Here is a 16,135-nt window from a genome sequence, read left to right as displayed (position 1 = left end):
ATCGGAATCAGTTGCTGCGTTTTAATAGCTTCTTTCTAATTCTTCCAGTAAAATTAAAATTTCTGCAATAGCAGCGTAAAGCTGCGGAGGAATGGAATCACCTAAATCTATGTCTAGTAGATGGTTTACTAATGACTCATCCTCTTGCATTTGAATATTGTTTTGTTTTGCCAGTTCCATGATTTTTTGCGCAACTTGACCGCTGCCATGGGCAACGACTTTAGGAACAGCACCTGGTTTCTCATCATATTTAATAACAGCTGCAGTCGGACCGTTAAGCTGTCTTCGTTTGTTTTGATTGAAGTAAGCAGAATTCATCATATCGTAAAATCATAACCTTTCTCGCTAAAAGCTGGTGTCAATCTGCTTCCACCATTACTCTCGGTCTTATCGTTTAAATTACTTTCTTTTTCTCCTGCCAATTTCTTTACACCAAGCGAAGTTAAGTGATATCCAATCTCTTGAAATCTCTCTTTTGTTATCTCGGTGAATGAATCGACCTTTTTATCAAGCTCGGTTTTATTGCTCTTAAACGTGATGCTTAGATTTCTATCTGTGGAGTTTAAGAGAACACCTATATCCCCCATCTTTTTTGTTTCAAGCACAAAATATAAACTGCAGTTCTCCCAATCTACTTTTTCTCCTTCTTTTCTTGAATTCACAAAGATTTTTACGTTTTCTATTTGTTTATCAATCAAATAAGGAAGTTGGAAAAATAAATTTTGCATTCCTGCAGGATCTTGTTTATTAAGCAGCTGCTGTCCTGTAATATTATTGACTGCCTGTTCAACTTGCTGATGGACGGCTGGCTTCAGTTCTTCATTTTTCATCATTTTAAGTAGAACAGACTTCAGGTTTTCTTGCTCCTGAAAATCATCGAAATTTCCCTGCTTTGAAATAAAAGCATGTGCTGAATCATTTTCATGGGTTAAGCCCAATTTACGGACCATCTCATACATATGTCTCGCTGAAGGCTCTTGATCAGGAAACGGGCGTACGGTCTGATCGAGCAGATTAGAAATTTGCTTAGGACTAAAGGGCTCCAAAAAACTTTGGTCTGAAATAAAGTGCTTCACTTTCACATCAGAAGGCTTAAAAATGATTTTTTCCAAATTCGCCTTTACATCTTTCACCAGCTGGTTCGCTTCTGTTACATTACCTTTTTCCAGAAGTTTTCTTGCCTCAGTAAGCTGAGAGCTTGCTGTAAGCAATTTCTTCTCAGTTACCATATCTGTATAAAGAAGAAAGTCACTTTTTAAAATCGCTGTTTGAAGCTTATGAATCGTCGAGTCAAGTACTTGCTTGATATTAGCCGGAGGAATATTTTTTTGATTCTCAATCATCCTTGAGACGTTATCTAGGTTTTTGGTAATGTCTTGTTTAATCTTTTTAAAATCAATGGCCATTTGTGATAGTTTTTTAGTGATTTCTGTCACTATCACATCTTTAGAGTTCAGGTTAAGACCTTGCAGCGCCTCATTGATCAGGTACTGTTCTAGTTCTGAAACTTTAGTTTCTGCTGTGTTTGACTGCTGATTAGGAGTAACATCATCAATTTTCGAAATAGCATTTGATACTTCCCTTCTAGCAGCTAGTTCTCTTCCCTGTTGGTTTAATTGACCAGCTTTATCGTGAGCATTTTTAAGTTCGTCTATATGCTGATTTAGTGGATTCTTTGATATCAATTCATTCATCTTCTCAAGAACTTTATTAAAGGATGGTTCTTTCTGAACATCTTTTAATAAGTCTTTCACTAAATGACTAAAACCTGATTCATCGTTCTGTTTATGAAGGCCCATATTCTCCGAAGCCTGGGTTGATTGTCCTTCTGTTTGCATTGGTTTAATAGAAGCAAATCGTGAATCTTCAGCTTGGTTACCCGGCTCAACTTGATTTAATACATCTGTGAGATGAGTTCTCGCCTGGGCTGTTTGGCTGATTTGCTGTAGCTGGACCGCTTCTCGGTTTGCACGCTCTACCTTCTCCACTGCTTTTGGAGTCAGGTCTGAAGATTTCAATAGTTCATTTACCTGATCAATGGCCTTTGACAGGATTGGTTCCTGGCTTACTTTTTCCTTGGCTGCCCGGATGGCTTCTGATGGTCTTGCAGTTGGGAGTTCTTCTGACTGCAAGTCTTGTTCGACTTGGGTCAACGCTTCAGTCAGCTGCGTTCTCGCTTGGGCTGTCCGGCCTACCTGTTGTAATTGGACCGTTTCTCGATTTGCCCGTTCCACCTTTTCCACCGCTTTTTGTGGCAGGTTTTGTGTGTTGACCATTTCTTTTACCTGATCAATGGCCTTTGACAGGATAGGTTCCTGGCTTACTTTTTCCTTCACTGAACGGATGTCTTCTGATGGTCTTGCAGCTGGAAGCGGTTCTTCTGCCTGCACGTCTTGTTCGACTTGGGTCAACACTTCAGTCAGCTGCGTTCTCGCTTGGGCTGTCCGGCCTACCTGTTGTAATTGGACCGCTTCTCGGATTGCCTGTTCCACCTTTTCCACCGCTTTTTGTGGCAGGTCTAATGCTTTAACCGTTTCTTTTACCTGATCAATTGCCTTTGACAGGATAGGTTCCTGGCTTACTTTTTCCTTCACTGCACGGATGGCTTCTGATGGTCTTGCAGCTGGAAGCGGTTCTTCTCCCTGCACGTCTTGTTCGACTTGGGTCAACGCTTCAGTGAGCTGCGTTCTTGCTTGGGCTGTCCGGCCTACCTGCTGAAGCTGGACTGCTTCTCGGATTGCCCGTTCCACTTTTTCCACTGTTTTTTGCGGCAGGTTTTGTGTGTTGACCGTTTCTTTTACCTGATCAATTGCCTTTGACAGGATTGGTTCCTGGCTTACTTTTTCCTTCACTGCACGGATGGCTTCTGATGGTCTTGCAGCAGGAAGTGGTTCTTCTGCCTGCAAGTCTTGTTCGACTTGGGTCAACGCTTCAGTCAGCTTAGTTCTTGCTTGGGGTGTTCGGCCTACCTGTTGAAGCTGGACCGCTTCTCGGATTGCACGCTCTATTTTCTCTACTGCTCGTTGCGGCAGGTCAGGTATTTTGGTTGCTTCTTTCACTTGAATAATTGCTTTCGACAGGTTCGGTTCTTGGACTGCTTTTTCTTTTAACACACGAAAATCTTCCACCACTTTCATGGTGTTTATTGTATTTTTCGCTGTTGAGCTTTCTTTGTTAAGTGACTCAACTGTTACATCCAATCCCTTTGCAATTTTTTTTAAGGAACTAGACAATGGCTCTCCGTTTAAAGCCTCATGGACAGCTTTTATATTCGTACTTGTTACTTCAATATTTTTTTGAGCAATGATTTTTAATGTTTCAATCTTTTGTTCCACAGAGCCTGATCCTGTTTTAATATAATTTTGTATTGTATTTATGGCTTCTTTTGATAGAGGAATATCTCTGGAGACAAAAGGGGCAACACCTTGCTTCAATTCATTATTCAACGAATCTATGTTTGGTTTTGAAACTGTATCTCCTGCTGAGTTCGAAACCACACCGGTCGCAACTTGTTTTACATAAACAGGCCCTTCCTTTGGTTGTTGAGTGATTTCCACTAGTACTTTGTCACTGGACGGAACGCTTCCTTCAAAGCGAACGGTTGCTTCTACACCCCTTAAATTTGCAACTGCTTCTCCATTGTTGATTCTTTCTTTTATAGTTATAGAAATAATGTCACCCACTGTGGGCTTCAACTTATCTTCGGTAGTCTGAATTTGTTTTATTAAACCATTATTGATTATTTGCATTTTTTTCACGCCCCGTTTAATCAACCTAATTATAGTATCGGTTTGAATTTACTAATTTTAATTAGAAGTGGTGACTGTTTTACAAAGACACAAAAAGGACCGACATCAATTCAACACATTTTGTGCACAATTGAATCGGCCCTTTTTATTAATAACAATAAAGCGGTTGAAATTTATTCCTTATTTTTTTTTATCATAAAAAAATCCATCAGTAGAAATATTATTGTAAGAATTCATGTATTTGTTGTTATATGTTTTCTTTTTTCTGATTGCCTGTAATTCTTCACCGATTTGGTGTCTAATGGTCGTCAGCTTTTCATTAAGGTTTTTTTCTTCTTCTAGCAATTTTTTACTCAGTTGTTTCTCTTCTTCTGAATTAGGCGCAATTATATGCTTCAATAATAACTGCCTATCCTCCAGGATTGCTTCAATTTGAACAATAGATTGATCCTGATCTTTTGATTTTTCCCAGGTCTCAGCCAACTGAACCAACTTTCTGGTCAGCCTGTAGTAATCCTCCAAACTGCTCATTATACAGAGCCACCCTCAGAATATTTCTTCTGTCGGTTTAACTGGATAACCTGTTTCCATGTATTCCTAAAATCCGTTATAAACTCTTCTACCTCGGTAAGAATGGCCGGATCATTTTTAATATTTGCTTCCATTAACTGGCGATTGCAGTAGTCATAAAGCGACATCATATTTTTAGAAACTTCGAGATCCATATTAAGGGTAACCATCAATTCCTGGACAATTTTCTGCGCCTTTTGTATATTAGTATTCCTTTCTTCAATGGACCCTTCCTGAATAGCCTTTTTAGCCTGAAAGATAAATTTTAAACATCCATTATAAAGCATGAGTGTCAATTCTCCGGGAGATGCGGTATTCACTGAATTTTGTTTATAGGTTTGATATGGATTGCCTACAGCCATATTTGAAACACTTCCTTTTTATTATGCTCCGCTGAATTGCTGCGTTAGATAATTCATCTGTTCATTAGAACGTTGGATCGCCTTTTCCATTGCGGTAAATTGCCTCCAATAGCGGTCTTCAACCTGCTTCAGCCTGTCCTCAAATCTGTTAATACTGGAATCAACATTATCAAGTTCAAGGCCCAGTGAGAACTGCTTGTTTGTCGACAAAGTGTTTCCTGCCGTTTTCTTTAACGTGTCGATACTGTCTGTAACCGTGTCATATAACCTCTGAACGATTCCCTTCTGGCTGCTTGTTCCCTCTGAAGCATTAAACAGTTTCTCGACTGAAAGCGGATCGGTTTCAATCGCCTTTTTCAATTCAGCCTCATTAATCTCCAGTTTCCCGCCATCCTGATAGTTTGAAGTTGTTTTAATTCCGATATTGGTTAACTGTTTGAAAGCCGAGCTGACCTCATCATTAATTACCGGGGTATAAAAGTCCGATCGCATTTTTAAAAGAACGCTTGATAAATTAGAATCATTCCGGAGCAAACCGCTCTTTGCTTTTTCTTCCCATTGCTCCTGCTGTTTATCTGATAGTTGCTCACGCTGTTCATCCGTAAGTGGAGTATAGCTACGATAACGTTCTTCGCTAGTTTTCTTTTTAATGTTATCAATTAATTCATTGTATTTAGTAACAAAATTTTTGATATTTTCAAAGACTTTATTATTGTCATTGTTAATAGCAACCGTCACAGCAGCGTCAGAAAAAGTCTTCTTTAATGTGAAAGAAACCCCATTCATTTCAAATGTATTAGAACTTCTTTCAGTGGTTAACCCATTAATCGTAAATCGGGAATTCTCTCCGCCCGTTTCAACAGCATCCTGGAATTTTAAAACATTATTTATAAATTCCCCTTGCGTGATAATTTCCTCTCCAGCTGTATTGAAGTTCCCAGTCTCTTTCCGCGTCAAGGTAACCTTGTCCGAAAACGAATCATACATCATAGATACTCCGACTGACGAGTTAGTTACTTTGTTCATGACAGAGTTGAAAGACTCGTTACCTTGAATTAAGAAGTTCTCTTTAATCGTTCCCTTTGAGGTAGATGTCTGCAAGTCAAAATTGAAATAATTCTGTGTATATTCAATGTCGATTTTAGAATTCTGCGGCAACGGAGACACCCAGCTTATTTTTCCTGTAGTGAAATCTATTGTACCAATTTTTCCGCTTGCGTTACTTATATCTCTTACGGAAGGCTTGCTAGGGTCAGGAGCCGTAGCGGATATATTTAAGGTTGTTCCATTTAACTTAAGTGAAGATACACTATTAATTGATTGTTTTGACAGCTGGGTAGTTGACGATGCTGCACCTAGAGTAATACTCTCTACCTTTTTATCAGCGGTGAAATCCACCTTGATTGTAGAGTCTTTCGCAATTGATTTACTAAATGTGAGTGTCCCATCCGGCTTGATCGCTACTTGGTTTTTAAGAGGGTCCAGTGCGGGAACTGGATCATTGTTAGATAGAACAGGTATAACTTCATATAATTCACCATTCACTCTAACATTTATACGCTCCCCAGTAACAACTTGAGCCCCTCCATCCAATTTCAGTTTTAGTGGTGAACCATCTCCCGTGACAGCAACAGTCTGGGTTTCGACACTCCCAGTTTTCCAATTAAAATTGTTTGCAGCAAATTTTGCTGCATTTTCGAAAAGACCTGCTTTAGGATCAATTTTATCAGTAGTTGACAGCGAAACTGTACCCTGGTTAATTTTGGAAGATGTAGACGCTAATCTTTCTACACTTGAAATATTATAAGAAGATTGAGCAGCAGCGCTGGTAGCAGTTGAGGAAACCTTTGTTTCATCAGTAGAAGTAGTTGTCTTTGCTCGATAATTTGTACTTAATTTCATCTGAGTAAGTTCAGAACGAAAGTTAAACAGCAATGTATTTATTGAACGATAGTCATCGCGCTTCCATTCAAGGATTTGCTTCTTTTGCTTCATTTTGTCCAGCGGGATCCTCTCGGCCTTCATTAAGTCTCCAACAAGGCTATCGATGTCCATTCCGCTGGCCAATCCGCCAATACGAACCATTTATTTCACACCAACTTTATATTTTTTTATCCACCATGATTCCAACAAAATCAGTCATTGCCGCATAAAAGTCCAACAACTTTTTTGAAGGTATTTCACGAACAATCTCTTGGGTTGCATCATCTACAACCGATACGTAATATTCATTCAATTTCTCATGAAGCTGAAATTTCAATGAAGTGTGTGTAGGCTGCAGGAATCTATTCATGCTTTCAATAACTTCTGCTACTCGTTGTTTTGTATTCTGTTCTTCAGCTAGTTCTTTCACGTTTCCTTGAACATTTGAAAAATCGGTTTCTTTTTCGAGTTTATTGCTGCGTTCCAATCCATCATTGCTAGCAAGTCTCGGGTGAGAGGAAATTACGCTTGTCGACACGCGATCAATCATCTATGGTTCCCCCTGAAAAAAATTATGTCATTACTTATATCGGAGAAGAGAACTTATTTTAAAGAGTTTTAAGTAAGGAGAAAAGAAAAAACCACAGAGACAGTTTTGTGAACTTACACTGCTACTGTTTCTTTTTAACCCACCTGACAAGAAGAGCATCTCTGTGGCCAGTCCTCAAAACAGCTTAAAAAAACAACTATCTTCACCATTTACCTAATAGTTAACCCTCTCTGCTATTTGCAAAGAGGGTTAAGGAAATTATCACTTTTGCACTTTAACAGTCGTTTGACCGACTACTAAATAACCGTCAAGATAGCCGCGGAACTCAACCGTCACCTCAGATGGTGTCCAGGTAAAATCGGATCGTTCAAATTTGAACTGCCCGTTCTTCGCTTGATTATAATATCCATGGTTGCTCATTAGGGCGTTTACTCCGTTTAGTTTAGCTGTGTTTAGATCAAAGCCTTGGGTATTGTAGCCATTTGGAATATCCACACGAACGGTAAATACACCATTATTGCCTTTAATAACCTTTGGTGTTACTTCGATTGTTGCCGGGATGTATACTACAAATTGCTTTTCAATAGTGGTTGTTAGGCCTGCACCATTTGTGGCAATGATAGTAACATTATAAACGCCCGGCTTATCCAGTGAAAGAGAAGTGCCATTGGCTACTACTTTTCCAGCGGTTTCGTTTGGACCGGTAACGATCATTTGTTCAGAGACGACACCCGACAAATCATCGTTAGCCGAATAAAGCAACGACAAGCTCGATCCTAGTTTGTATTCCTCGTTCGAATTCATACTGACAACCGGAGCTGTCTTGTCGATTTTTACTTCGACTGTTTGTGCTCTTTCAGTATTGCCTGCCTTGTCAACTGAATAGAACGACACCTCGTTGACTCCTTCATTTTCCACAGAGAAAACTGAACCTTCCACATAAGCTGAACCATTTATAGAATAGAGGGTTTTATGAACCCCGCTATGCTCATCAGCTGCCGTCAACTTTACCGTTACATTATCTTTGCTCCATGTGTTAGGGGCATCAGAGATTGTAACTGGAACCGTTTTGTCAATTTTCACTTTCATTGTTTGTGCTTGCTCAATGTTTCCTGCCTCATCAATCGAATAGAACGACACTTCATTTAGTCCTTCTTTATCTAATGTGAAGGATGTTCCTTCCATATAACTTGAACCATTAATAGAATAGTAGGTTTTTGCGACTCCACTTTCTTTATCAGTTGGTGAGAACTTCACCATCACGTTTTCGTTGCTCCACCTTTCCGAGACATCAGAAGTAGTGATAGGGGCCGTCTTATCGATTTTCACTTCAATTGTTTGTTCTTGTTCAACGTTGCCCGCTTGGTCAACCGAATAGTAAGAAACCTGGTTGACCCCTTCTTTGTCTACTGTAAAGGATGTGCCTTCCACATATTCCGAACCATTCATAGAGTAGTAGGTTTTGGCAACTCCACTTTCTTTATCAGTTGCTGACAATGTCACATTTACATTTTCTTTGCTCCACCTTTCAGAGATATCAGAGGCGGTGACTGGGGCCGTTTTATCGATTTTCACTTCAATCGTTTGTGCTTGTTCAACGTTGCCCGCTTGGTCAACCGAATAGTAAGAAACCTGGTTGGCTCCTTCTTTGTCTACTGTAAGGGTTGTGCCTTCAACAAATTGTGAACCGTTAATAGAATAGAAGGTCTTAGAAACCCCACTATGAGCATCCTTTGAATTCAGTTTCAATATAACTGGTTGAGTGAATACAGACGGAATCTCACTTGTTTCGGTCACTGGTGCCGTTTGATCCACCTTAATATTGATCGTTTTGATTGATTCCTTGTTCCCTACTTTATCTGCTGAATAGAAGGATACTTTGTGCACGCCTTCTCCTTCAGCTGTAAAGGATGTTCCTTCCACAAAATCACTATCGTTCAGAGAGTAGTATGTGTGTGCCACTCCGGTCTCATTATCAGTCGCCGTTAATGTAACAAGCGGGTTTTGGTTCATCCAGTCTGTTGAAACGTTTGTTGTTGTAACTGGTGCTTCCGTGTCAACGATCAGTTTCGCGAGAACAGTGTTGGATGGTTCTGATTCTCCAAACGAATTACTATATGAAGTTACAACATATTCGTGATTCGCATATGATAGGTTCGAAACTGTATAAGATAGGTTATTTACCTTTTCCGCCAATAGAATCTGCTTGCCATCAATAATTTCATATACATTGTAGCCATTTGCGTAGGTAACAAAGTCCCAATAAATGCTGGCACTTGTATCACTTAACAGCTTCAAGACTGCTACCGGTGGCTGCATTACCGGGTAAACAATTTTCTCGGTTACTGGATTTGACGGCTTCGATTCTCCAAAACGAGTATTGTATGCTGTTACCTCGAAAGAATGTGTATCCTCCGTTAAATTGTAGATCTTCTGGCTTAATGCAGTTCCCTTATAAATTTGCTGTCTGTTCCCATTTGTTATTTTATAGACCCGGTACTCATTTGCCCAAGGTACTGTTTTCCAAGATAGAGTTATGTTGTTAGCGTTAAAAACAGTCCCTGTTAGCGCTGGTGGTTCTATAACCGGCCAAACCAATGTAAAGTCCAGCGCACTTCCGTTCGTTGACTCACCGAAGCGGTTACTAAAAGATTGAATCTCGTATTTATAATCCCTTTCTGGCATATTAGTGAACGTGACGGCTGTACCACTTAATGTTTTTTGTAAGACCCGCTGACCATCAATGATTTGGTAAACTTTGTATGCTGTTGCATACGTGGCAGAATTCCATCTCAACGTAAAGTCATTTCCGTTTGTGATGCTATATGTTGGATTGGCCGGTGCTTGCATGGTCGGAAACACCATGGAAAGGTTAATTTGGCTTCCATCCTGTGATTCGCCAAAGCGGCTGCTAACAGCGTGCACCTCGTATTTATAATCCCCCTCAGGAATATTCGTAAAGGATACAGATGTGCCAGTCAATGTTTTCTGCAGTACAAGTTGCCCATTTATAATCTGATACAATTTGTATGCTGTTGCATATAAGGCAGTGTCCCATTTTAACGTTAGGTCATTTCCGTTTGTGATGCTATACGTCGAATTAGCCGGTGCTTGCATCATTGGAAAAACCATCTTAAAGGAAACCTGACTTCCCTCAGGTGATTCACCGTAGCGGGTGCTGACTGCATGAACAACATAAGTGTGATCATCAGCCGATACGTTAGTTAAAGTTGCAGACAAACCCGTTACCGTAGTCTTCAGCACTTTTTCTTGTTCAATAAGTTCATATACTTTGTAGCTGTTTGCATACTGTACCGCTCCCCAAGTAAATACCACATCATTGCCATTTTGGATTTTATAAGTTAAGTTGTCTGGAGCCTGTATATTATATTCGTTCATTGTAAAGGAAACTTTGCTTCCGTCAGCTGCTTCACCGAAACGGGAGCTGACTGCATGAACAACATAAGTTCGCTCACCAGCCAGTACATTGATAAGTGTTGCAGACAAACCCGTTACTGTTGTTTTCAACACTTTTTCACCATCAATAAGCTCATACACATTGTAGCTGTTTGCATATTCTACTGCTTCCCAGTTCAACACTACATCATTGCCGTTTTGAATTTTATATGTTAGATTTCCAGGTGCTTGTAAAACCGGAAAGACCACATTAAAAGAAATCTTACTGCCATCAGGTGATTCACCAAATCTGGTACTTACAGAATGAACAACATAGTTATGTTCACCTGCTGGCACTTTCGTAATTGTTGTAGACAAAGAAGATACCGTAGTCTTCAATACTTTTTCGCCATTAACAAGCTCATATACTTTGTAGCTGTTGGCGAACTCTGCTACTCCCCAGGTCAATACCACATCATTGCCATTTTGTACCTTGTATGCGAAATTTCCTGGTGGCTGCAAAGTAGGAACTACTAACGCAATTGCCACTTCTGCTCCTTCCGCTGACTCACCGTAAAGCGATGAGACCGAATGGACAACGTACTTGTAATTTCCGGCAGGTAAGTTGCTAAAGGTGATGGTCGTACCCGTTACCGTGTTTTTCAGAACCTTTTGGTCATCGATAACTTGATAGATTTTATAACCTGTACCGTACTGGGCAGCTGACCATGTTAAGGTAATATCATTTCCATTTTTCACGGTATACGACAGATCGGTCGGTGATTCCATCGTTTTTCCGCTTAAAGTAAATGTCAGTTGAGCTCCCTCGACTGATTCTCCAAATCGGGAGGAGTACGAATGGACAACGTAGCTATATTCACCCGAAGCCATGTTAGTGTACGTAACAGTTGTACCAGTCACCGTGCTTTTCAAGGTTTTTTTGCCTTCAATAACCTGATAAATCCGATAATTCGTTGCGTAGGAAGAGGTTTCCCAATTCAAAACAAACTCAGTATCACTGTTAACCTTCTGGACTAAATTGGTCGGAGGCTTCATAGTTGGATGAGCGAGCGAGAAGGAAACTTGATTTCCTTCTTTAGATTCACCAAAGCGGGAAGAGAAGGAATAGACTTCATACTTGTACTCACCCGCTGGCATATTAGCATATGTAACAATTGTTCCTGCGACCGTGCTTTTCAATACTTTTTGGCCATTGACGATTTGATACACTTTATAGTTGGTTGCATTTTCTGCACTTTCCCAACTTAAGACGATGTCATTGCCGTTTTGAATTTTATAAGCGAAGTTGCTCGGTGCTGTCATCGTTATAGCTTCGATTGTAATAGACACTTTGCTTCCCTCTGACGATTCGCCAAAACGGTCACTAAAAGAGAATACTTCGTAAACATAGTCGCCGGCCGGCATGTTTGTGTACGTTACACTTGTTCCTGTCACCGTACTCTTCAATACTTTTTGGCCATCAATAATTTGATACACTTTATAACTGGTGGCGTTTGATACACTACCCCAGCTAAGAGCTGTATCATTGAGGTTTTGAATAGTGTACGTAAAATTAGCCGGTGCATCCATTGCTACACCTTCTATATTCACAGAGACTTTTCCGCCCTCAGCTGACTCACCAAAACGATCGCTATAGGAATATACCTCGTAAATGTGATTACCGGCCGGAACTTTTGTGTACGTAACGCTTGTTCCCGTAACCGTACTCTTTAATACTTTTTCACCATCAGCGATTTGATAAATTTTGTAGCTTGTTGCATATGGTACGCTTCCCCAGGTCAAGACAATATCATTAGTATTTTGGATTTTATATGCAAAATTGCTTGGGGTTGCCATTGTTATACTACTCACAGTGACATTGAGTTTTGCAGCCTCTACCGACTCACCGTAACGATCACTATTAGATCGAATTTCATAAACATAATCACCGGCTGGCAAGTTCGTAAATTTTACTGTGTTACCAGTTATCGTGTTTTTCAAGACTGGTTGTCCGTCAATAATTTGATAGATTTTATAATTAGTAGTATAAGGCACAGTATCCCATTTTAACGTGACATCATTACCATTCGCCACAGTATAAGTAAAGTTGGCTGGGGCTATCATCATTGGATAAATGACCTCGACTTCTACAGGAGTCGAGAGCGAAGATTCACCATACGTGGAGTTTACCGCCGAAATGGAGTATGTATGCTTCCCTTCAGAAGCGTTGCTCACCGTATATGTACGTGATGTTACCGAAGTAAGGACTGTCTTCTCGCCGCCTGCTGAGATTTCATAAATTTTGTAGCTTTGAGCATACTGGGAGGCTCCCCAGTTCAAAACAATGTCATTGCCATTTTGCATAGTATACGTCAAAGTAGCTGGAGCGGCCATGTCTGGATAAACAATATCTACTGTAATCGGTGCACAAGGACCCGATTCACCTTCCACACTTAATGTAGACACAACATACCGATAAGACCCTTCTGCAAGGTTATTCAGATTATAACTGGTCGTTGTAGCCTTACCAAGGAGGAGGAGTTGACCCTCCTTAATTTCATATACATTGTAACCAGTTGCTCCATAAACTGAGCTCCACGTCAGTTTTACGTCATCTGGTGTTACCTGCTGAGCAGCCAAATTACTTGGAGGTAAAATACTGCTGTTAGTTGCTGCCATTGTGCTTGCTATAGGAATAAATAATTGAAGCACAAGAAGGAGCAGCGCCAGATAGGAAGTTTTACTAATTATTACTTTGTTCATACTATTGGCTCACCTTTCCTTAAAAAAGCCCAAATGAAAATGAACCTTAAACAACAAGGTTCATAGATTAGGAGACTATGGTCCCTTGTGGTAACCGGCTGCCATCCATGCTTAAGATTACACGGTTCAGGCCCTTGGCTTTGCGTCCCATGGTTTCCCATAGTTTGCCTTTTTCACTTGGTTTTTTCATGATTTAAGTCTATTATAATGTGTCTTAATTACTATTTTAAATAGGTCTAAATACCCTTACCGTGAAATAATTCCCTGCTCAGGAATATTAACCCGAGATAGAACGCTATTTTATGTGTAATTACATATTTATTTATATAGGGGTTAAAAAAAGGAACCCTAGCAATGCTAGAGTCCTTTCATTTAGTCTAAGACATTAACGAAGTAATTGAAGCATGCCTTGTGGCTGTTGATCTGCTTGAGCCAGTATAGCTAGAGCAGCTTGAGAAAGAATAGATTTCTTAGTTTGATCCATCATCTCTTTCGCCATGTCAACATCACGGATACGAGATTCAGCTTGAGTAAGGTTTTCTTCAGAAATAGCCGAAACAGCCATGGCTTTTTCCAAACGGTTTTGATAAGCTCCTAGGCGGGAACGTTCAGAAGATACATAGGCAATCGCTCCATCAAAGATGGATATGTTATCATCTGTTTTATTTAAGATGTTAATATTATCGATACCTAAAGACTTGCTCGTTACATTGACCAGTTCAATGTTAATCCCTGGTCCAGCTCGCATGGCTGTGGGTCCCGTGCTAAAGGTTGGCCACTTCTCCACAAACGCTGTTAACGGATTTAGTAAATCTGTATTGATGGTATCAGGAACCGTGGTGTTGTCATCACCACCGCCAATTGCTCCTGTATCAGTATCACCCAAAGTAATATTGGAGTTGGCTAGAGTCGCATTAGCCTTAAAGTCGGCGAGGAAAGCCGTCGCTCCGCCAGTTGTTCCCAATAGATCATTTAACGCCTGATCGAGAGTCTTTGCCGCTCCACCTACTTTAATTTCATCAAATAATGATTTAATTCCTCCCGCTAACTTTGCATTTAAGTATTTTACTGCGGCATAAGCGGCTGAATAATCTGCACTTGTACTGTCCCAAGAATCAATTTCGTTCTTTAGTGCAGCAAAAATTGCTCCGTTATTAGAGTCTCCTGCTAGACGTTCGTCAGCACCTGCAATGAACTCAGCCGTTCCTTCTATGAACCATGTAGGAAGGTCTCGCATATTAGTCGTCCTGCCCATGATGGCATGTGTCATTTCATGGGCAATTATCCGATCATTTGAAATCCATGATCCACCACCATTAGGCATAGAAACAGGAGAGAAATCGCTCATATCTAACACTAATTTTTGATTGATATATCTTCCATCCGTGCCTGTCGTATAGTAAGAACCCTGTACCCATGCTACTCTTCCGTCGCCTGAGTTCTGGATGAACTGGATGTCTAGGGGGGCATCGTCAGTCGTTGCCTGCAGGCCGTAATGGGCGAGCACCAAATCTTCGCTGTTTTTCAGCCAGTGCTTCTGTAATGCTTCGACAGCCTTCTGTTGTTCTGCATTATCCGCAGAAGATGTAACGTTTAATACTTTAATAGTATTAAATTCAGTGCTGTTCGCAATACGGTCCACTTCTCTAACAATTTGATCAACTTCTCCCTGTATGGATTTGCGGTCATTGTCTGTCAGCGTGTCATTTTTCGCTTGAACCGATATCTCCCTGCCTCTTTGCAGCAAGGCATGAATTTCCTCCATGCCGCCTTCTGCGGTTTGAAGCATTGAAATACTATCTTGCATATTTCTTTGTTCTTGTCCCAATCCTCTAATCTGAGCACGCATTTTTTCAGAAATGGCAAGACCCGCTGCATCATCACCCGCTCGGTTAATGCGTAATCCTGATGATAATTTCCCCATTGAATCATTAGTTTTTAAACTATTTGTAGATAATTGGCGGTGAGTGTTTAAAGCACTAATATTGTGATTAATCCTCACTTCGCATCCTCCTCTCTGTTACCAAGACGTGCGTTACTTCGAAATCTATAAAAAGGGACCTCAGTTTCCTAAGGTCCCCTTTAAGAAATATAACTAAGCTGTTGTGACATGCGAGAATCGTACCTTTGTACCTTTTCTCCCAACACACTGACAATAAATCTAAATTATTGTTACTGTCACATATGCTGTTTTTCCACCATTTTTCACTGCAATGGTTGTTTTATAATTCTTTGGAGCATTCGCTGGAGTACTAATCAAACCATTGGCATTTACCGTTGCCACGTTCGAATAACTGCTTGCATACGTTGTACCTGTACTTCCCAGAGTTACGTCCTTCGTGCTTCCATCCCCCATCGTCGCCGTGATGGCCAATTGATGAGTTCTGCCCGGAGACAGGGTCACTGCAGTCTGGTCAGGTGCAATACTTGCCAGTGTATCTGCTGGATTTGATCCAACGGTCACGGTCACATACGTTTTCTTGCCGCCCTGTTCTACCGTAATCGTACTTTTATAGTTTAACGGCGCATTGCTTGGAACCGTAATCACTCCATCTGTCCCTACCGTCGCTACATTTGTCGCACTGCTTGTATACTTCGTACCTGTACTTCCCAGTGTTACGTCCTTCGTGCTTCCATCCCCAATGGTCGCCGTGATGGCCAATTGATGAGTTCTGCCCGGAGACAAGGTCATTGCCGTCAGGTCAGGTGCAATACTTGCCAGTGTATCTGCTGGATTCGATCCCACGGTCACTGTCACATACGTTTTCTTGCCGCCCTGTTCTACCGTAATCGTACTCTTATAATTTAACGGCGCATTGCTT

8 protein-coding genes, 1 pseudogene and 1 riboswitch are annotated in these 16,135 nt (G+C 40.7%); all 9 genes and pseudogenes read right to left on the bottom strand.

Annotated features, from left to right (window positions below):
* Window positions 1-21: 21 nt before the first annotated feature.
* A complete protein-coding gene (locus D0469_RS09675) occupies window positions 22-318 on the bottom strand; it encodes an EscU/YscU/HrcU family type III secretion system export apparatus switch protein (protein ID WP_117326582.1) in 297 nt (98 codons plus the stop codon).
* A complete protein-coding gene (locus tag D0469_RS09670; RefSeq protein WP_117326545.1) occupies window positions 318-3,749 on the bottom strand; it encodes a hypothetical protein in 3,432 nt (1,143 codons plus the stop codon). The genes D0469_RS09675 and D0469_RS09670 overlap by 1 nt, the downstream gene beginning before the upstream one ends.
* A gap of 180 nt (window positions 3,750-3,929) precedes the next feature.
* Window positions 3,930-4,280 (bottom strand): flagellar protein FliT, encoded by a 351-nt coding sequence (locus D0469_RS09665; protein ID WP_117326544.1) that lies wholly within the window; start codon window positions 4,278-4,280, stop codon window positions 3,930-3,932.
* Window positions 4,280-4,681 (bottom strand): flagellar export chaperone FliS, encoded by a 402-nt coding sequence (gene fliS, locus D0469_RS09660; protein WP_117326543.1) that lies wholly within the window; start codon window positions 4,679-4,681, stop codon window positions 4,280-4,282. The genes D0469_RS09665 and fliS overlap by 1 nt, the downstream gene beginning before the upstream one ends.
* 21 nt (window positions 4,682-4,702) lie before the next feature.
* Window positions 4,703-6,766, bottom strand: a complete 2,064-nt coding sequence (fliD, locus tag D0469_RS09655; protein WP_117326542.1) for a flagellar filament capping protein FliD — start codon at window positions 6,764-6,766, stop codon at window positions 4,703-4,705.
* A 16-nt stretch (window positions 6,767-6,782) separates the two neighbouring features.
* The gene (gene flaG, locus D0469_RS09650; RefSeq protein WP_117326541.1) at window positions 6,783-7,154 is read right to left on the bottom strand and encodes a flagellar protein FlaG; all 372 of its coding nucleotides are present in this window, start codon (window positions 7,152-7,154) and stop codon (window positions 6,783-6,785) included.
* A gap of 261 nt (window positions 7,155-7,415) precedes the next feature.
* The gene (locus tag D0469_RS09645; protein WP_117326540.1) at window positions 7,416-13,313 is read right to left on the bottom strand and encodes an OmpL47-type beta-barrel domain-containing protein; all 5,898 of its coding nucleotides are present in this window, start codon (window positions 13,311-13,313) and stop codon (window positions 7,416-7,418) included.
* Window positions 13,314-13,399: 86 nt separating this feature from the next.
* Window positions 13,400-13,492, bottom strand: a riboswitch (cyclic di-GMP riboswitch).
* 206 nt (window positions 13,493-13,698) lie between these two features.
* Window positions 13,699-15,315, bottom strand: a complete 1,617-nt coding sequence (locus D0469_RS21605) for a flagellinolysin (protein ID WP_117326539.1) — start codon at window positions 15,313-15,315, stop codon at window positions 13,699-13,701.
* A gap of 159 nt (window positions 15,316-15,474) precedes the next feature.
* Window positions 15,475-16,135 (bottom strand): annotated as a pseudogene (locus D0469_RS21080) (hypothetical protein); the annotation flags it as partial.

The sequence above is a fragment of the Peribacillus saganii genome, assembly GCF_003429095.1.
Taxonomy (GTDB): domain Bacteria; phylum Bacillota; class Bacilli; order Bacillales; family DSM-1321; genus Peribacillus; species Peribacillus saganii.
Note: the sequence above shows the minus strand (reverse complement) of the source record. Positions and strands in the feature narration are given on the sequence as shown.